At 60.8% G+C, this 18,015-nt stretch carries 18 protein-coding genes and 1 pseudogene; 9 read left to right on the forward strand and 10 right to left on the reverse strand.

All coding sequences use genetic code 11. From position 1 onward, the window contains the following. Both F0311_RS03645 and F0311_RS03650 read left to right on the forward strand, forming a co-directional pair. Positions 1-350, forward strand: a pseudogene (locus F0311_RS03645) (inositol-3-phosphate synthase); the annotation flags it as partial. 58 nt (positions 351-408) lie between these two features. Continuing rightward, positions 409-1,659 carry a DUF418 domain-containing protein gene (locus F0311_RS03650; RefSeq protein ID WP_150460609.1) on the forward strand — a complete coding sequence of 417 codons (1,251 nt, stop codon included), beginning with the start codon at positions 409-411 and terminating at the stop codon, positions 1,657-1,659. 30 nt (positions 1,660-1,689) lie between these two features. Here the strand turns inward: F0311_RS03650 and F0311_RS03655 are convergent, their stop codons facing one another. Further along, positions 1,690-3,114 carry a CCA tRNA nucleotidyltransferase gene (locus F0311_RS03655; protein WP_150460610.1) on the reverse strand — a complete coding sequence of 475 codons (1,425 nt, stop codon included), beginning with the start codon at positions 3,112-3,114 and terminating at the stop codon, positions 1,690-1,692. Positions 3,115-3,207: 93 nt separating this feature from the next. Here F0311_RS03655 and F0311_RS03660 point away from each other — a divergent pair, with 93 nt between their 5' ends. The 5 genes from F0311_RS03660 (at position 3,208) to trxA (ending at position 8,427) form a co-directional block, all read left to right on the forward strand. Next, a complete protein-coding gene (locus tag F0311_RS03660; protein ID WP_150460631.1) occupies positions 3,208-3,702 on the forward strand; it encodes an NUDIX hydrolase in 495 nt (164 codons plus the stop codon). A gap of 23 nt (positions 3,703-3,725) precedes the next feature. After that, positions 3,726-5,477, forward strand: coding sequence for a murein biosynthesis integral membrane protein MurJ (murJ, locus tag F0311_RS03665; RefSeq protein ID WP_223881114.1), 1,752 nt, complete (start codon positions 3,726-3,728; stop codon positions 5,475-5,477). Between the two features lie 76 nt (positions 5,478-5,553). Further along, positions 5,554-6,951 (forward strand): hypothetical protein, encoded by a 1,398-nt coding sequence (locus F0311_RS03670; protein ID WP_150460611.1) that lies wholly within the window; start codon positions 5,554-5,556, stop codon positions 6,949-6,951. A gap of 104 nt (positions 6,952-7,055) precedes the next feature. Further along, positions 7,056-8,051 carry a thioredoxin-disulfide reductase gene (gene trxB, locus F0311_RS03675; RefSeq protein ID WP_150460612.1) on the forward strand — a complete coding sequence of 332 codons (996 nt, stop codon included), beginning with the start codon at positions 7,056-7,058 and terminating at the stop codon, positions 8,049-8,051. Positions 8,052-8,100: 49 nt separating this feature from the next. Next, the gene (gene trxA, locus F0311_RS03680; protein WP_150460613.1) at positions 8,101-8,427 is read left to right on the forward strand and encodes a thioredoxin; all 327 of its coding nucleotides are present in this window, start codon (positions 8,101-8,103) and stop codon (positions 8,425-8,427) included. A 79-nt stretch (positions 8,428-8,506) separates the two neighbouring features. On the opposite strand, the gene F0311_RS17905 is transcribed toward trxA, so the two are convergent. From F0311_RS17905 to rpmH, 9 genes are all read right to left on the reverse strand, one after another. Beyond that, complete coding sequence (locus tag F0311_RS17905) at positions 8,507-8,644, reverse strand: hypothetical protein (RefSeq protein WP_191089719.1); 138 nt, start codon at positions 8,642-8,644, stop codon at positions 8,507-8,509. Between the two features lie 47 nt (positions 8,645-8,691). Then, complete coding sequence (locus F0311_RS03685; RefSeq protein ID WP_150460614.1) at positions 8,692-9,912, reverse strand: ParB/RepB/Spo0J family partition protein; 1,221 nt, start codon at positions 9,910-9,912, stop codon at positions 8,692-8,694. Between the two features lie 63 nt (positions 9,913-9,975). After that, positions 9,976-10,863: a ParA family protein gene (locus F0311_RS03690; protein ID WP_150460615.1), complete on the reverse strand. Its 888-nt coding sequence runs from the start codon at positions 10,861-10,863 to the stop codon at positions 9,976-9,978. A gap of 43 nt (positions 10,864-10,906) precedes the next feature. Beyond that, positions 10,907-11,581, reverse strand: a complete 675-nt coding sequence (rsmG, locus tag F0311_RS03695) for a 16S rRNA (guanine(527)-N(7))-methyltransferase RsmG (RefSeq protein ID WP_223881115.1) — start codon at positions 11,579-11,581, stop codon at positions 10,907-10,909. A 14-nt stretch (positions 11,582-11,595) separates the two neighbouring features. Then, complete coding sequence (locus tag F0311_RS03700) at positions 11,596-12,171, reverse strand: Jag family protein (protein WP_150460616.1); 576 nt, start codon at positions 12,169-12,171, stop codon at positions 11,596-11,598. Then, positions 12,168-13,148, reverse strand: a complete 981-nt coding sequence (yidC, locus tag F0311_RS03705) for a membrane protein insertase YidC (RefSeq protein WP_150460617.1) — start codon at positions 13,146-13,148, stop codon at positions 12,168-12,170. Before yidC ends, F0311_RS03700 begins: the two co-directional genes overlap by 4 nt. A 102-nt stretch (positions 13,149-13,250) precedes the next feature. After that, positions 13,251-13,793: a membrane protein insertion efficiency factor YidD gene (yidD, locus tag F0311_RS03710; protein ID WP_223881116.1), complete on the reverse strand. Its 543-nt coding sequence runs from the start codon at positions 13,791-13,793 to the stop codon at positions 13,251-13,253. Continuing rightward, complete coding sequence (gene rnpA / locus F0311_RS03715) at positions 13,790-14,161, reverse strand: ribonuclease P protein component (protein WP_150460618.1); 372 nt, start codon at positions 14,159-14,161, stop codon at positions 13,790-13,792. Before rnpA ends, yidD begins: the two co-directional genes overlap by 4 nt. 78 nt (positions 14,162-14,239) lie before the next feature. After that, a complete protein-coding gene (gene rpmH / locus F0311_RS03720; RefSeq protein WP_150460619.1) occupies positions 14,240-14,377 on the reverse strand; it encodes a 50S ribosomal protein L34 in 138 nt (45 codons plus the stop codon). Positions 14,378-14,726: 349 nt separating this feature from the next. Here rpmH and dnaA point away from each other — a divergent pair, with 349 nt between their 5' ends. Continuing rightward, on the forward strand, positions 14,727-16,295 hold the full coding sequence (gene dnaA, locus F0311_RS03725; protein ID WP_150460620.1) for a chromosomal replication initiator protein DnaA: 1,569 nt from the start codon (positions 14,727-14,729) through the stop codon (positions 16,293-16,295). Between the two features lie 576 nt (positions 16,296-16,871). Continuing rightward, entirely contained in the window at positions 16,872-17,999 is a 1,128-nt protein-coding gene (dnaN, locus tag F0311_RS03730; RefSeq protein WP_150460621.1) for a DNA polymerase III subunit beta, read from the forward strand. The last annotated feature ends 16 nt before the right edge of the window (positions 18,000-18,015 follow it).

The following is an 18,015-nucleotide window of genomic DNA, read 5'->3' on the forward strand; positions in this document are numbered from 1 at the left end:
TGACCTCTAATACCACTGCGAAGCTCGCTGACCGGGATGTGCATATCGGTCCTAGTGATTATGTGCCCTGGCTCGATGACCGTAAATGGGCTTATATCCGCCTGGAGGGCCGGAACTTCGGTGATGCCCCACTCTCCATTGAGCTGAAGCTAGAGGTCTGGGACTCCCCGAACTCCGCCGGGGTGATCATCGACGCCATCCGGGCAGCCAAGATCGGCCTGGACCGCGGCATCAGCGGACCCCTACTGGCAGCCTCGGCCTACTTCATGAAATCCCCACCCCAGCAATACCACGACGACGAAGCCCACCAGAAAGTCGAAGCCTTCATCCACGGCGATATTGAGAGATAACCGCACCGCCGACTTCATGGGTGTGTCCGACTACCTCATACTGCAATAGCCTATTGATGTGAGCACAACTCAACCCTCGCGCCTAGCTGCGGTGGATGGTTTACGGGCACTGGCGCTGCTGGGGATCCTCAGTGTGAATATCTGGTTCTTTGCGCATCCGGAGATGCTGCTGGGCGTGCTCGGCGCAGCAGTGGAGACTCCGGCCGACCAGCTGGTGCGCTTCGGCTCAGCGGTGATCTTCGAAGCCAAGTCCTATGTGGTCTTCAGCTTCCTGTTCGGGCTCAGCTTTGTCCTGGCCTGGCGTTCAGGCGCGACCATCGAAAAGGCGGAACCTTTTCCGGGCACCGCAGCTGAACGCTCTCTTGATGCCTATGAGACCGGGGTCAGCGAGACCAGGCGCTCTGTGCGCCGGTTCGCTGCACTGATCGTCCTGGGCCTGCTGCACGGACTGTTCCTGTTCGCTGGGGACATTCTGCTGGCCTACGGGATCCTGGGCTTCCTGCTGCTGGGCCTGCGGCGGATCTCCGCCAAAGCTGCGCTGATCACCGCTGCGGTGATCTACGCGGTAGTTGCCGGTTTCCTGCTGCTGATAGCAGGCGCCAGCTATGCCTTCGAGAACATGATGGAAGGCTCCACCGACTGGCTGGGCGATCCCGGGCAGGCCGCAGCGCTCTACGGCGGCACCGCCGGTCAGTGGCTCAGCTTCCACCTGGGTGCTTATCTTCTGGTGCTCAGCTCGATTCTGCTGCTGCAGGGGCCGCTGGCCTTCGCCATGTTTCTGCTGGGCCTGGTGGTCGGGCGGGCCCGGCTGCTGGAGCGGATCGCCGGTGGCGAGTTCAGCACCGCCAAGCTGCTGTCCCTGGGACTTCCCGCCCTGGGGATCGGGGCACTGATCAGCTTTGCTGGTGCCTGGCTGGTCTGGGGTCCGCCCGGCAGCACTGGTCACAGTCCCGGGCCTGGAGCTGAGCTGCTTGGCAGTGCCCTGCACTTAGCGGCCGGGCCTGTGCAGAGCTTCGGCTACGTGGTGATCTTGCTGGTGATCTTCCGGGCTGCCGCCCCGGTGGCCAAGCTGCTGGCCCCGGCGGGCCGGATGTCGCTGACCAACTATCTGACCCAGTCTCTCATCATGGTGGTCCTCTTCGCCGGAGTGGGGCTGGGACTGGCCGGTGAGCTCAGTGAACTGGCGGTGGGCGGCATCGTACTCGCCATCTGGGGGAGCCAGCTGCTGGTCTCCCACCTGTGGTTCGCCCGGTTCAGTCGCGGCCCCTTAGAGGCCCCGCTGCGCGCCTGGACCTACGCCGACCGCTGAGCAGGGGCACTGCTCCGCACCTGCCTCCCGCTATAAGTTCTGCTCAGCCCAGTCCTTGAGCAGGGCGACTGCCTCCTGATGCTCCACCGGGCCGTGCTCCATCCGGTGCTCAAGCAGGAAGTTGTAAGCCTTGCCCACCGCTGGCCCAGGCGGGATCTCCAGGGTCTCCATGATTTGCTTGCCGTCCAGATGCGGGCGGATCTTGGCCAGCTCCTCCTGCTCACGCAGGGCTGCAATCCGGACCTCAAGATCGTTGTAGTGGCGGGCCAGCCGGGCCGCTTTCTTACGGTTCCGGGTGGTCACGTCAGAGCGAGTGAGCCGGTGCAGACGCTCCAGCTGATCCCCGGCGTCGGTGACGTAGCGACGCACTGCAGAGTCGGTCCAGCCCTGGTCGCCGTAGCCGTAGAACCGCATATGCAGTTCCACCAAGTGACTGACCGCCCGGATAGTCTCCTTGTCGAACTTCATGGCCTGCATCCGTTTGCGGGTGAGCTTGGCGCCGACCACATCATGGTGCCGGAAGCTGACCCCGCCGCCTGGTTCGAACCGTCGGGTCTTCGGCTTTCCCACATCGTGCATCAGCGCGGCGAAGCGCAGCACAAAGTCAGGTGCTGGCACTGGCCCCTCAGGCCCGGTCTCCAGTTCCGTCGCCTGCTCCATCACCTTCAGCGAGTGCTGGTAGACGTCCTTATGCCGGTGGTGCTCATCATCGGTGAGCTTCAGGGCAGGGACCTCCGGCAGCACAATATCGGCCAGCCCGGTGCCCACCATCACGTCGACTCCGGCGCGGGGGTCCGTGCCGCAGATCAGTTTGACCAGCTCAGCCTGGATCCGCTCCGCCGAGACGATCCCCAAACGAGCAGCCATGTGCGCCATCGCAGTGAGCACATCATCAGCTATGCGAAGCCCCAGCTGGGAGGCGAACCGGGCGGCGCGCATCATCCGCAGCGGGTCGTCGCTGAAGCTCTGCTCCGGTGTGGCCGGGGTGCGCAGCAGGCCGGCATGCAGGTCCCGCACACCGCCGTGCGGGTCCACCAGTTCAAAGCTGGGCAGCCGCAGCGCCATCGCGTTGACCGTGAAGTCCCGGCGCAGCAGGTCATCCTCCAGGGAGTCGCCGAAGCGCACCTGCGGCTTCCGGGAAGTCGGATCATAGGCCTCAGCCCGATAGGTGGTCACCTCCAGGGTGGCATCGCCGCGTCGGATGCCGATGGTGCCGAAGGCCCGGCCGATATCCCAGTGGGTGTCCGCCCACCCCTGCACCACGTTCACCATCTGATCCGGGGTGGCATCGGTGGTGAAGTCCAGGTCCGGGGAGACCCGTCCCAGGAACAGGTCACGGACCGGCCCACCCACCAGGGAGAGGTCAAACCCAGCCCGGGAGAACAGCTCTCCGAGCTCAAGCACAATATCGGGCAACTCGGCTGACGTGGGGAAGCCCTGGGGAAGTGAAACCATAACGGGCAACAGTCTGGCACAACCCGGCGTTAAAGTAGGTACATGACCAATGCGGAAACCGGAGGTGAACGGCGCACCCCCCTGACAGTGTCGATGGGTGCTCGCCGGGCCAATGGTTCTGCCTTCTCACGGTCCAACGGCCACCTTCCCACAGTGGAAGAGGTCAGTGCCGGCGGCGTCGTCATCACCCCTGCCTCCCGCGGCTTCGACGTGGCCATCATTGCTCGCTATAACCGTGGCGGACGGCTGGAGTGGTGCCTGCCTAAGGGCCATCCCGAGGGCAGTGAGTCCCATGAGGAAGCCGCGGTGCGCGAAGTGGAGGAGGAGACCGGGATCGCCGGATCCATCCTGACCAAGCTGGGCAGCATCGAGTACTGGTTCACGGTGCCCACCCACCGGGTGCACAAGACGGTGCACCACTATCTGATGGAGGCGGTAGGCGGAGAACTGACCATCGAGAAGGATCCCGACCAGGAGGCGGTGGATGTGGCCTGGGTGAACCTGGATCAGCTGGATCGGATTCTTTCCTTCCCCAATGAGCGGCGGATTGTGGCTGCAGCCAAGCAGGTCATCCAGGACTCGCTGTGAACTTCAGGCTATAGTCACCACCGATGAGCCGCACACCTTCCCCCCACCGGCCCCGACACCGCGGACAGGCCCCGACGCTGTCCGCTGCCCCTACCCCCTCGCACGTCCCGAAGTCTGGGATGGCGGCGGCCTCTGTGGTGATGGCCGCCGGTACCACGGTCTCCCGGGTGCTGGGATTTGTGCGCACCGCCCTGCTGGCGGTGGCGATCGGGGCGACCACCACCATGGCTGATGTGTTTGAGAAGGCCAACAGCATCCCGAACATCATCTACCTGCTGCTGGCCGGGGGCATGTTCAATGTGGTGCTGGTGCCGCAGCTGATCAAAGCAGCCAAAGCCCCTGACCGGGGGGCGGACTACATCTCCCGGCTGCTGACCCTGACCATCCTGCTGCTGGGCGGGGTGTCCCTACTGGTCACCCTGGCCGCCTATCCGATCATCAGTGCTCTGACCTACGACTGGACTGATGCGCAGCTGGCCCTGGGCACTGCCTTCGCCCTGTGGACACTGCCGCAGATCTTCTTCTACGGGCTCTACGCCGTGGTGGGACAGGTGCTCAACGCCAATGCCAAATTCGGCTGGTACATGTGGGCCCCGGTGCTGAACAACATCATCGCCATCGGGTTCATCCTGGCCTTCATCTTCCTGTTCGGCAGCTATTCGGCCGGTGATGACCAGGCTGCACAATGGACCAGCACCCAGACGGTGATCCTGGCCGGGGGCCACACCCTGGGGGTGATCACCCAGGCGGCCCTGCTGCTCTGGCCGCTGTCCAAACTGGGCATCCCGCTGCGGCCTAAGTTCGGGTTCCGCGGTCTGGGCCTGGAGCAGACCGGGAAGATTGCGCTGTACACCCTGATCACCATGGTGGTGGGCAATGTGTCTATCCTGCTGCATATGCGCCTGGTCTCCGGCGCCACCGCAGCCAGGGAAACCATGGAGGACGGTGCCCATATCCCCGGTGAGTATGCGGCCAATATCGCTGAGCTCATTGTGCTGCTGCCGCATTCGGTGTTTGTGCTCTCGATGGCCACGGTGCTGTTCAATCAGTTGGCCGCCTATATGCAGGCTGAGGACTACGGGGCGGCCCGCTCCACCATCAACCGGGGTTTACGGATCTTCGCGATCCCCATGATGTTCTCCACGGTGGTGTTCATTGTGCTGGCCGGGCCCATCGGCCGGCTCTTCGGCGGCAGCTCGGAGGAGGCCGCAGCTGCCGGTGCGGCCATCGCCCAGCTGCTGATCATCTACGCGGTGGGTCTGCCCTTCCGCTCAGTGCAGTTCTACCTGATCCGCACCTTCTTCGCCGCTGAGGATGCCAAGACTCCAATGATCGTGAACCTCTCTATGGTGCCGATCGGGCTGACCATCACCCATGTCTGCGCCCTGCTGCTGCCGCATCACTACATTCCCTATATTGTGGTGGCCCTGTTCAGCACCCTGAACATTGCCCGGACCATCGTCTTCCACATCATCGCCACCCGGCGCTGGGGTCACTACGGGCTGGCCAGCGTGCTCACCGCCTATGTCTCATCCGGGTTCGCCGCTGCGGCGGCAGGCTGTGCCGGTTTCCTGGTGCTGGCCCCGCTGGGCGGGTTCACCTGGGGTTTTGCCTGGAACTCCATCGGCACTGCGGCCCTGAGCTGTGCCGCGGTGGTGACGGTGATGGCGCTGGTGTACTTTGTGGTGCTGCGGGCTGCCCGTGTCCGTGAGTTCGGTGAGTTCATGGAGCCGGTCTCCCGCCGTATACCTGCCCTGGCGCGACTGGCCCGCTGAGCACCTGCCGGTCACCAGGATTCGCCGGTAGGCTTGAGGTTCGAAAACACTGAAATGACCCTGGAGGAAATGAGACGTGCCTCAGCCGTTCGGCATCGGCGATGTGGTGGGCGGTCGCTACCGCATCACCCATCATGTGGTGACCTCTGCGGATCAGGACATCATCTTCCAAGCCACTGACGATCTGCTGGGCCGTGAGGTCTCGGTGCTGCTGGCCTCCCGGGCCAATGCCAAACAGGTGGCGACCTCTGCCAAGGAGCTTGCCATCGGGGAGCGTGACTCTTCGGTGGAGGTTCTAGACCTGGGACTGGCGGAGGACCGCACGTTCCTCATCTCCACCGTGGTGGATCCCAATCAGCTGCTGGACCTGGTGGTGCCGGATTCGGCCCCGTATGTGGAGCCTTACTACACCGACTCGCTGGGTTCTGAGCTCTTTGGCCAGTCCCGGCAGATGGAACCGCAGACCTATGACGACGACGCCGAATACTACGCCCGGTTGCAAGCCGGGTTGGGGCCTAAGGAAAGTGAGCGGCGTCGGGCGCTGCGTCCGGCGTTCCTGGACCGGGTCACTCCCGCGCACCGACGCGATACACCTTCCTCTGCCCCTGCTGAGCCGGAGCACAGCCTGCAGGAGCTGGAGTCTGAGCTGGAGTCGGCCGGGGATGTGCATGGGCTCAATGTTTCCCGGGAGATCAGCCGGGTGTCCTTCTCGCTGCGCAGTGATCTCGATGAGGTGGGTGCCGATCCGGCAGCGGATGTTGAGGAGGAGCCGATCGAGGCGGTCTACGACTGGACCAGTGCTGGTCCTGCCGGCGAGGGCCGACCCCTGACCTCCGGGACCCGCGCGGATTCTGATGAATCTGTGCGGGCCACACCGGGGCCGGCACCGGCCTTCGCCTCTGAGGAGCCGTCTCAAGCTGCTCTGGCACCGCAGTCTGAGCCGGAAGTACAGCAGGAGGTCTCCTCGTTCGGCGCATCTTCGGTTGGCGGACCCTTTGTGGAGAGCGCACCCTCAGCGGCTATCTCCACGGTGGGTGTCAGGGCCCAGGGGCCCAGCCATCCTGGGCTTCAGGTTGATGAGCTGCTGGCCGAGGGTGAAGAGGTGGTGGACGATCCTCCCCAGGAACCGGTGGAGTCCTATGACCGGCGCAGTATACCTGAGCCTCCTGTCCCGCAGGCTGCCGGCAATCCGGCCACTCAGCAGCAGGATCTGGGCCTGGAAGGTGGTTCCGCCGCTGCCCAGGAGCCCAGCAGCTTCACCACACTGATCAGCACTGTTCCTTCCCGCACTCCTACTGCGTTTCCGGCAGGTTCTGGTGGAGGTGAAGCCGCTGAACCGGAGATCCTTCACCTCGGCACGGGCGCCGATCAGGACCCCAGCACCCCGCTGAGCAGATGGATCGCTTTGGGCACCCTGGCCGTACTGATTCTTGCAGCAGCCATCATCGTCTTTGTGCTCCTTACCAGCAGCTGAGACGCAGCAGCTTCCGCTCCTTGGAAGCAGAACTCGCGGAATACCCGGCATCCCCGTATCGTTCGATCTGCTAGACGATCTCTCACCATCCGAAGGAACTTCACGTGACTGAACAGATACTTCCCGACCAGGTCCATGATGTTGTGATTATTGGTTCTGGCCCGGCTGGGTATACCGCTGCGGTGTATACGGCTCGGGCGAATCTGAGCCCGGTGGTGCTGGCTGGATCGGTCACTGCTGGTGGTGAGTTGATGAACACCACTGAGGTGGAGAACTTCCCCGGCTTTCCTGAGGGGATTCAGGGCCCAGATCTGATGATGAATATGGAGGCCCAGGCCCGTCGGTTTGGTGCTGATATCCGGCATGAGGATGCCACTGAGGTGAAGCTTGAGGGTACGGTCAAGGAGATCACTCTGGGTTCTGGGGGTGTGCTGCACGCCCGCTCGGTGATTCTGGCTACCGGTTCAGCTTACCGGGAGCTGGGGGTCCCCGGGGAGAAGGAGCTTTCCGGACATGGGGTCTCCTGGTGCGCTACCTGTGATGGATTCTTCTTCCGCGAGCAGGTCATTGCTGTGGTCGGTGGTGGAGACTCCGCGATGGAAGAAGCCTTGTTCCTCACCAAATTCGCCTCCAAAGTCTATGTGATCCACCGGCGCGATCAGCTACGGGCCTCCCAGATCATGGCTGATCGAGCGAAGGCCAATGAGAAAATTGAGTTCATCTGGAACAGTGAGGTCACCGAAGTCCGCGGTGAGGGCCAAGTCAGCCAGCTGGGGATGCGCAGCACAGTTGACGACACAGAATCCTCCCTCGAGGTGACAGGATTGTTCATTGCGATTGGTCATGACCCCCGAGTGGGACTGTTCAAGGACCAACTCGAGCTGACCGAAGACGGCACCCTCCAGGTGGATGGACGCACCTCAAAGACTTCTCTGCCTGGGGTCTTTGCCGCCGGCGATGTGCTTGATCCGCATTATCGGCAGGCGATCACCGCTGCCGGCTCCGGCTGTGTCGCCGCACTGGATGTGGAACACTACCTGGCAGACACCGCTGACAGCGACGCCGCCGAAACACGTGCGGCCCAACCGGCTTCAGTCTGAGACCTACAACCTTACGAATTCAACCAGTTCTTCTGAAAGGAGCGGACCCATGTCCGATCTCAAAGCAGTCACCGATGCCACCTTCGAAGAGGATGTCATCAAGGCCTCCAAGCCCGTCCTGGTGGACTTCTGGGCCGAGTGGTGCGGCCCCTGCCGGGCCTTGACCCCTGAGCTGGAGAAGCTCGCCGCCGCTCATAAGGACAAAATCGAGGTGGTCAAGGTCAACGTGGATGAAAACCCGGCCATCGCCGCCAAATACGGCATCACCTCTATCCCCGCCGTCTTCGCCTTCAAGGATGGTGAGAAGGTGCACACCAGCATCGGGGCTAAGCCGCAGCCCGCCCTTGAGCAGGAGTTCGCCAACGTGCTGAGCTAGAGCCATCTCCGATTACTCTCTTTTCACGTGAAACGGCCCCGGGACTTCCACAGTTTCGGGGCCGCTCGTGTCTGAATGGTCAGCGCTGGATGTGGAGCTCGAGGGTATCGGCAATGCCCTCTGGGTCTTCAACCCCAGCGAAGTCGATAGCAATCCGCCCCTTCTTGGCGCCAAGGCTGATTTTCACAGTGCTGATCCCGGCGGGCACAGGTCCCACTCGCCCCTCGGCCGCGTATTCTCCGGCCTTCTCACCCCAAGAAAACCTCAGTGTGACACGTAGACGCCAAGCTGCTGCAGAATCCGTTCCAGGTCTTCAACCCCAGCGAAGTCAATGGCAATCCGCCCCTTCTTGGCGCCAAGGCTGATTTTCACTTGAGTATCCAACTTGTCGGTGAGGGCCTCAGCGTACTCATCAAGTTCCTGCACCCGGGTGGTGGAGGGAAGTCGATTCGTTTCACGTGAAACGCTGCCGCCACTCACTGTCCCCTTCTTGATCAGTGAAGCTTGTTCCTCAGCACTGCGTACCGAGAGTCCTTCAGCAACGATCCGCTGCGCGAGCCCCTCCATCTGCTCCTCTGTCTCCAGGCTGAGTAGTGCGCGGGCGTGCCCCGAGGAGAGCACTCCGGCAGCTACTCTGCGTTGCGCCGCTGCCGGGAGCTTCATCAGCCGCAGAGTGTTTGAGATCTGCGGCCTGGACCGACCAATCCGCTTCGATAGCTCCTCCTGGCTGATTCCGAAGTCATCAAGGAGCTGCTGGTACGCGGCCGCCTCTTCCAGGGGATTCAACTGGGAGCGGTGAATATTCTCCAGCAGTGCGTCCCGGAGTAGGTTTTCATCTGCAGTATTCCGGATAACTGCTGGAACTGTCTCACGCCCAGCCGCCTTGGAGGCACGCCAGCGCCGCTCACCCATAATGAGTTCGTACTGATCATCCTCAACTGATCTGACAACGATGGGCTGGAGAACACCAATCTCGCGGACCGAATGAATCAGCTCCGCCATATCCTCCTCATCGAAAACCTCACGGGGCTGCTTAGGGTTGGGCCGGATACTCTCTACCTTGAGCGGCCGAAACTCTGCCCCATCGATTGCTTGTTCCGTTTCACGTGAAACGCGATTGCTCTCTGAGCTCTCCTTAGACTCGGAAGACTGTCGCGATCCAAGGACATCTGGCATCTCAACACGTCCAGCACCCTTGGTGCGTCGGGAGGCGGTGGCTGTTCGTGTTCGAGAAGTGGCGCCGGGAGCTGGTGTTTCACGTGAAACGCGCTGAGTCTCCAGATGTGACTTAGCAGAGAAGAACACATCGATGGGCCGCTCCGGCCGGTCCGTTTCACGTGAAACATCTACCGGCTCGGCTTCAAGCTCAGGCTCAACAGGCGATACAGCATGCACGGCTGCACCGGAGACCACCTGTCCCTCACTATCGCTGTTGATCAGTGCGCCCAGTCCGCGCCCAAGTCCGCGCTTTTTCCGTTCAGCCATGGTCTAAGTGTACGACCCCGCAGCAGAGAACACTCACAGAAGTTTCACGTGAAACATGCCAACTCAGCCACGCTGAACGATTTCAGCAGCTGCCTCAAGGTAGGCCAGCGCCCCCGTGGAGGAGCGATCGTAGGAGATCACACTCTGCTGATAGCTGGGAGCCTCCGCAATTCGGACGCTACGGGGGATCTTGGTCTTTAGCACCTCACTGGGGAAGTGCCCGTTGACCTCATCCACCACTTGGGATGCCAAGTTGGTACGAGCGTCGTACATGGTAAGCAGGATGGTGGAGACTTTCAGCACCGGATTGAGGTGCTTCTGGATCATGCTGATGTTGTTCAGCAGTTGGCTCAGTCCCTCCAAAGCGTAGTACTCGCATTGTATGGGGATGAGCACCTCCTTGGCAGCGACAAAGGCATTGACCGTCAGCAGACCCAAACTGGGCGGACAGTCGATGAAGACATAGTCCAGACGCTCCAGTCCGTTCTCCTCGCGGTGCCTGAAGTACTCCTCCAGTGCCCGGTGGAGTCGTTGCTCACGGGCCACCAGGGCGACCAACTCAATCTCTGCTCCTGCCAGATGGATAGTCGCCGGCACTACCGAAAGTCGGTCCACATCCGGGCACTCTGCCACCACATCAGCAAAGCTGAGGTCATCGATGAGCACATCATAGATGGAGTCTGTATCGGCAGAGTGCGGGATACCCAGCCCGGTGGAGGAATTACCCTGGGGGTCAATATCGATCACCAGCACGTTGAACCCATGGTCTGCCAGAGCAGCGGCCAAGTTCACCGTGGAGGTCGTCTTCCCGACTCCGCCCTTCTGGTTGGACACGGTAATCACCCGAGTCTCAGGCGGTCGCTCCAACTCCAGCTCTGAGAGCTTCTTGCGTCGGGTCTGTTCATCCTTAAGCTGCGCGGCCAGGGGAGAGTCGGCAAGTGGGTCAGTCATAAGGTGCAGTCTAGGTCAGAGTACGGAAGCCGTGCAGAACCGCTCAGCACCGGCGCGAGGCACGCACTATGGTGGTCGGCTCCTCCAGCAGATCCTCACCGAGCAGCTGCACCTGGGGGGTCTTCAGCCTATAGCGCTTGATGGCCTTGGCTGCGGCGTCAATCTCCTCCTGCACGGAGCGGCCCTTGAGGAAGATCAGCTCTCCATCATCAGCTAAAAGAGGAACAGTCAGTGGTATCAACTTTTTCAGTGCTGACACTGCTCGGGCAGTGACCACATCTGCCATCACCTCATCACTGACTTCCTCGGCCCGGGCCCGAATCAGTTGAACATTCTCCAGATCAAGATCGTTGACCAGCTGGGACAGCCAGTCCACACGACGCTCCATGGGCTCAATGAGAATGAAGTCAACATCGGTACGCACAAGTGCCAGCGCAATTCCGGGAAGTCCTGCCCCTGAACCCACGTCGGCTACTACGCTCCCAGAAGGCAGCTCAGGACCCAGCACGGCACAGTTGAGCACATGCCGTCCCCACATGCGAGGGATCTCCCGGGGACCCAGCAGACCGTGGCTGATGCCAGTGGTGCACAGGTGCCCCACATAGCGTTCAGCCAGTGCGAGGCGTTCACCGAAGAGCGCCTCGGCTGCAGCACGCTCAGTCTCAATGAGCCCCGGGACAGGCTCCAGCTCTTCGGCCGCATCAGTGGGAGTATTCACCGCCAGGTACCTCCCTATTCAGCGGAGACGACCACGTGGCGGCGCTTGGCCTCGCCCTCGGACTCAGAGACCAGCCCAGCTTCTGCTACAAAGTCATGGACGATTTTGCGCTCATAGGCGCTCATGGGCTCAAGGTGGACCGCTTCGCCGGTGTCCTTGACCTTGGTGACCGCCTCTTCAGCCAGTCGCCTCAGCTCCTCATTGCGAGCCGAGCGGTGACCATTGATGTCCAACACCAGACGGGTGCGCTCACCAGTGGAAGCCAGTACAGCCAGACGCGTCAGCTCCTGCAGCGCATCGAGCACCTCTCCTCTGGAGCCGACCAGATCCTGCAGTTCCTCGCCGCCGTCCTCAGCCTGGATGGAGATGAAGGTGCGCTCACCGCGGATCTCAATGTCGATATCACCGTCGAGGTCAACAATGTCCAGCAGCTCTTCAAGGTAGTCGGCAGCTACGTCGCCTTCGTCATTTCCAGTCGCAGCGTCGTCGTGCTCTGTCTCTGCCTGGTTGGCCACCACGGAAGCCTCATTGGGATCAACAGTCTCATTGCCGTGCTCCACGACCTCGTCGGGGGTGGTCTGTTCGCTCATCGCTGTCCCTTTTTCTTCTTTTTCTTTTTCTTCTTCTTGGGCTGAGCCGTGTGCCCCTTGTGCTCTCCCTTGGGCTTGGCGGCCTCTTCGCGGGCCTTGCGGGCGTCTTCGCCCACCGGTGGCAGGCCCTTGGCGGCGCGGCGGAGGTTGAGCTCCTTCTCCGCCAGGGAGCCGGGGGTGGGGTTATTGCGGATGACCCACCACTGCTGGCCCATGGTCCAGAAGTTGGTGGCTGTCCAGTAGATCAGCACACCCACCGGGAAGTAGACACCGCCGAAGACGAATACCAACGGCAGCGCGTAGAGCATGATCTTCTGGGTTTGGGCGAACTGTCCCTGCAGCGCGGCCTCGGACATGTTCTTCTGCATCAGCTGCTTCTGGGTGAAGAACTGAGTGCCCACCATGGTGATGATCATGACGGTGGTCAGAATGATAGTGTTCCACGCCGTTGGGGATCCCTGAACAGCCTCTAGGAAGATGCCGTCCATGCCAACCCCGAAGATGGAGGACCCGTCAAAGCTGCGCACTTCCTCCGGACTCAGCGCGAAATAGCCCTCCTGCTGGTACTCGGCCTGGCGCATCCGGTTGAGCATCCAGAACAGCGCAAAGAAGATGGGCATCTGCGCCAGGATTGGCAGGCAGGTCATAAACGGGTTGACCTTGTGCTTCTTGAACAGCGCCTGCTGCTCCTGGGCCATGGCCTGACGGGAGACCGGGTCCTTCTTGCCCTTGTATTTGGCCTGCAGCTTCTGGATCTCCGGCTGGATGATCTGCATTCCGCGCTGGGACTTGATCTGCCGCACGAACAGCGGGATCAGGATAATGCGGATCACCAGCACCAGCAGCAGGATGGAGATGGTCCAGTTCCAACCGGAACCCTCCGGCATGCCCAGCAGGGTGAGCAGGCTGTGCCAGGTGCTCAGAATGAAGGAGACGGCCCAGCTGAAGGGCCACATAATCGTGTCGAGGAAAGCCATTACTCTCTTATGTGTGTCAGGTCCGGCGCCGAGCCCCTGGTGCAGGAATGTTGTGTGCCAGACACGGTGAAGCGTGAGAAAACCAACTCTCAGACTACCTTGTTAGTCTTCATCCGGCGGAATCGGCGGATGGTTGAGCCGGATGATCTCCGGAACCTCGTTGTACGGCCAGGTTCGCTCGGAGGGCGGAACATGGTCCACGCCGCCTCCGCTGAAGGGGTTGCAGCGCAGAATTCGCCAAGCGGTCAGCCCGCTTCCCCGGAACAGCCCGTGCACAGTGACTGCCTCCAGACCATAGGCCGAGCAGCTGGGGTAGAAGCTGCAGACGTTGCCATAGAGCGGGGAGATCAGTCTTCGCCAGAGACTGATGAACAGCACCAGAGGGTACGACGCCGCCCTACGCCATAACTTCCAATACTTTGCTGGATCCGGCGGCGGGTAGGCACCCCGCTCGCTGCCTGAGGTGGCCGGTACAACCGCTACTCGGCTGCACCGGCCCCCAGCAGAAGCCCGCCTCCTCCGGCTTGCCCCGGACTTCTCGCCTGAAGTCGCTGATTCGTTCGACTCACAGCTCATATGCCCTTGCTCCGGGGTGTCATCGTGCTCTTCTGCGTAGAAATCGCGGTGCCGCACCCACGTGGTCATTGGACTGCCTTCTTCAGAGCTCGACGCGTCCCGGAGGTGAGATCAGCCTTCAGGTCCTGATGCTCCAGCTGCGGCGCTTCAGCCAGGGCTCGAACCACAAGGTCCACGCTGTGCCTCTGTGGGAGTTCGAGTTCTCCGCTGCTGATCAGTTCAGCCACCAGATGCCGCAGCCGGCGTACCGTACGGTGCCGGATTACGGCGTTGCCCACAACTTTGGAGACGATGAACCCACAGCGCCATGCGGAGATCTGCTGCGTGGGTGTGAGCAGAACTGAGACCACCACACTGGAGGTTCCAGCACGGCTGCCCCGGCGCATCACTGCAGAGAAATCCTGTGGACGGGTGAGTCGGTGTTCTCTGGGCAGCACGGATAATCTCCTGTTAAGACAACTCTGGCCCGCAGCCTACTGGCTGCGGGCCCGGGTCGTGCGTAGTGTCCGACCGGCTCAGGCAGACAGCTTCTTGCGCCCGGCACTGCGGCGCGAGGAAATGATGGACCGACCGGCGCGAGTGCGCATCCGGGAACGGAACCCGTGCTTGCGGCTGCGACGGCGGTTGCTCGGCTGAAAAGTCCGCTTGCTCACTGTGTAACTCCCAAGGATGGTGGTTGAAGTCTGAACGGCCTTCTGGGCGCGCAGGAACGCGTCATACCCGTAGGCGACTGGTCAACAATAGTCGCAGTGCCACAGACTGGTCAAATCAAAGGAGACCCGAGACTGTTCAATGTCTGCTGAGACGATTGAGGGTTACGTGCTCAAAGCGCTTCAACAGCACTGTGTATAACTCTGTGCGAAACCCACGAGTTTTCCACAGTGCTGACTATGAGTCTAGTTGCCGCAGGTTCTTTTATTGCCGGGCGGTTTTCCTCAGACCTGTGGAATACTGGGCCCACGCCCTGACCGAGACCATCGACCTACTGCTTGAGGAAACAGCGTGTCCGCCGACTCCGAAGCCTCCGCAGCCGCCCTACCGGGACCTGCCTCTTCAGCCTCTGCCCAATGGCAGCAAGTCCTCACCGAACTTCGTGAGAATCATGGGATTACCGGCCTGAAATTAGCCGATGTGGCTCGCGCAGTACCTCAGTCTGACCAGCTGATCGGTGACACCCTGCTGTTAGCCGTCCCCCATGAGCGGGTTCGCCAGCTGCTGCATTCGACTTTGCAGACTGAACTCTCCCAGGCGCTGCGCACTGTGTTCGGCAAGGATATTCTCTGCGCCTATGTGATTGACCCGGAGCTGGCTAGAGCACAGAAGGACAAAGAAGAGCTGACCAGCGCAGCGCCTGCACCCTCTGCTGCACCGGCACCACTGCGTGGCGCAGAAGATGCCCCCAGCACATACAGCGCTGCCACTCCTGAGGTGAATACACAGGAGCCTGGGCGTTCAGAAACCCGATTCAGCCGGGATGAAATCCGGCCACGTTCTGGCTTCTCAGAGCCGCCCGGGAATTCAGCCGGTTTTGGGCTCACCGAAACCTCCCGGCTGAACCCCCGCTATACCTTCGACACCTTTGTGATCGGTTCCTCCAACCGGTTCGCCCATGCCGCTGCGAATGCAGTTGCCGAAGCCCCCGCCAAAGCCTATAACCCGCTGTTCATCTACGGGGACTCCGGGCTGGGCAAGACCCACCTGCTGCATGCCATCGGCCACTATGCCCAACGCCTTTACTCTGGGATCCGGGTGCGCTATGTGAACTCTGAGGAGTTCACCAACGACTTCATCAACTCCATCCGCGATGATGAAGGTGCCAGCTTCAAACACCTCTACCGCAACGTGGACATCCTGCTGCTGGACGATATCCAGTTCCTTGCAGACAAGGAACGCACAGTGGAGGAGTTCTTCCACACCTTCAACACCCTCTACAACAACAATAAACAGGTGGTTATCACCTCCGATGAACCCCCCAAGCAGCTCTCTGGGTTCGAAGAGCGGCTGCGCAGCCGGTTCGAGTGGGGACTGATCACAGATATTCAGCCTCCGGACTTGGAGACGCGCATTGCAATCCTGCGCAAGAAGGCCAATGCAGAGAACTTCAGCTGTCCCGACGACGTCCTGGAATACATCGGTTCCAAAATTTCCACCAATATCCGTGAACTCGAAGGTGCTCTGATCCGAGTCACCGCCTATGCGGCACTGAACAAACAAGATGTAGATCTTTCCCTTGCTGAACAAGTCATGCGTGATCTGATCTCCGATGATCATGCCAAAGAGATCACCGCCCAGCAGATCATCAACGCCACCGCTGACTACTACAGCTTCAGTGTGGAAGATCTGATGTCCAAGTCGCGCAGCCGCAATCTGGTCACTGCCCGGCAGATTGCCATGTACCTGCTGCGTGAGCTGACCGAGATGTCCCTGCCTAAGATCGGCCAGGAGCTCGGCGGCCGTGACCACACCACGGTGATCTACGCCGAACGCAAAATCCGCGAACTCATGGCAGAGCGCCGCGCCGTCTTCAACCAGGTCACCGAGCTCACCAACAAAATCAAACAGGGCAGATAGTCATCGCTGAGGCCGCGAGCAGGTTTTCGACCGATAGGCTCAACATCCACCACACCTGTGAAGATCAAGTTCCTACACATCTTGCACGGATGTAGTTTCCCTGGATCAGCGCGTGTCCTGGGATTGACATTCTCGATCTCCACAGTTTTTCCCACATATCCACAGGTGCAGGTGCAAAAGAACATTCCCCCTCCCCACACTCGTGGATAAGTTGGTGCAAACTCTGGTGAGAAGTCCCACTCTTCCTGTGCATAACTGAGGTACACATGGGGAGATCGGCATTCTGGCGCGGAAAATCCTCCCCGTGTAGTTCACACTTCTGTCGAGAGTTACCCACTGCGCAGTCCACAGGGCTAAGTCTGGATACACCGTGCAAAACCGACTTATCCACAGAATCCACACCTGTTACTACCACTTCTCATCCTTAACCATTGATCCCCCAACAAGCAACAGATCACCGATCCCACCCAATATGTTGTGGTTGAGAACAAGACTTTCGGCATATCTGGTGAACACGGTAAGCTCGTCCCTCAGACACACCTGGCCGAATGCTTGACACGATGAGGGAGTTCCACCGTGCAGTTCACCGTTAACCGCGACGTTCTGTCCGAGGCGGTGTCCTGGGCTGCCCGTGCACTGTCCCCTCGACCACCGGCCCCGGTTCTCTCCGGACTTCTGATCACTGCCGAGGCTCAGCAGGTGACTATTGCCAGCTTTGACTATGAAGTCTCTGCCCAGCTGCAGATCGATGCCGACGTCTCAGCCGAAGGTACAGTTCTGGTCTCCGGTCGGCTGCTCACCGATATTGTGAAGTCCCTGCCCAATGCTCCGGTGACTCTCTCCCTGGAGGAGACCAAGGTTGTGGTGACCTGTAAGTCCTCCACCTTCACCCTGACCACCATGCCGGTGGATGAATACCCTGAGCTTCCAGCCCAGCCAAATCTGGCTGGCGTGGTGGATGGCAGTGAGTTCTCTCGCGCTGTTTCTCAAGTCATCTCTGCTGCAGCCCGCGATGACACACTGCCGCTGCTGACTGCGGTGAAGTTGGAGATTGAGGGTGAGACCATCACCTTCTTCGCCACTGACCGATACCGGTTGGCGATGCGGGAGATCGCTTGGCGGCCCGCGGACCCGAGTATCTCCACCTCCCTGCAGATCAAGGCGAAGACTCTCAACGAAGTGGCTAAGTCGCTGGCTGGGAGCGGGGATCTCTCCCTTGCCATCTCCGACGACGATGCCTTGGTCGGCTTCTCATCCGGAGGCCGCCGGACCACCAGCACCCTGGTGGACGGAGACTATCCGAAGATCCGGCAGCTCTTCCCCGAGCAGACTCCTATCCATGCTGTAGTCAACACCGCTGAGCTCATTGAGGCTGCACGCCGTGTCTCTCTGGTGGCTGAGCGCAACGGCCATGTACGCCTGCAGTTCACCGAGGACAATCAGGTCACGTTGGATGCTGGTGTGGATGACAATGCCTCTGCATCTGAGATAGTGGCAGCGCAGTTGACCGGGGAACCGATCACTGTGGGATTCAACCCTGCCTATCTGAATGAGGGTCTGAGTGTCTTTGATACAGAATATCTGCGCTTCAGCTTCGTCTCTGCACCTAAGCCGGCTATGATCACCGGCCAGCAGGAGGCTGAGGGTGAGAATTCCACCGACTTTCGCTACCTGCTGATGCCGGTCCGGCTGATCAGCCAATAGTCCATCCCCTTCAGGA

Source organism: Nesterenkonia ebinurensis, assembly GCF_008711175.1.
Lineage (GTDB): Bacteria > Actinomycetota > Actinomycetes > Actinomycetales > Micrococcaceae > Nesterenkonia > Nesterenkonia ebinurensis.

Excerpts from the sequence above, each read along its gene's own strand:
- F0311_RS03655 (WP_150460610.1), bottom strand. The coding sequence starts at position 3,114 with ATGGTTTCACTTCCCCAGGGCTTCCCCACGTCAGCCGAGTTGCCCGAT.
- F0311_RS03660 (WP_150460631.1), top strand. The coding sequence starts at position 3,208 with ATGGGTGCTCGCCGGGCCAATGGTTCTGCCTTCTCACGGTCCAACGGC.
- murJ (WP_223881114.1), top strand. The coding sequence starts at position 3,726 with ATGAGCCGCACACCTTCCCCCCACCGGCCCCGACACCGCGGACAGGCC.
- trxA (WP_150460613.1), top strand. The coding sequence starts at position 8,101 with ATGTCCGATCTCAAAGCAGTCACCGATGCCACCTTCGAAGAGGATGTC.
- F0311_RS03685 (WP_150460614.1), bottom strand. The coding sequence starts at position 9,912 with ATGGCTGAACGGAAAAAGCGCGGACTTGGGCGCGGACTGGGCGCACTG.
- F0311_RS03690 (WP_150460615.1), bottom strand. The coding sequence starts at position 10,863 with ATGACTGACCCACTTGCCGACTCTCCCCTGGCCGCGCAGCTTAAGGAT.
- F0311_RS03700 (WP_150460616.1), bottom strand. The coding sequence starts at position 12,171 with ATGAGCGAACAGACCACCCCCGACGAGGTCGTGGAGCACGGCAATGAG.
- yidC (WP_150460617.1), bottom strand. The coding sequence starts at position 13,148 with ATGGCTTTCCTCGACACGATTATGTGGCCCTTCAGCTGGGCCGTCTCC.
- yidD (WP_223881116.1), bottom strand. The coding sequence starts at position 13,793 with ATGACCACGTGGGTGCGGCACCGCGATTTCTACGCAGAAGAGCACGAT.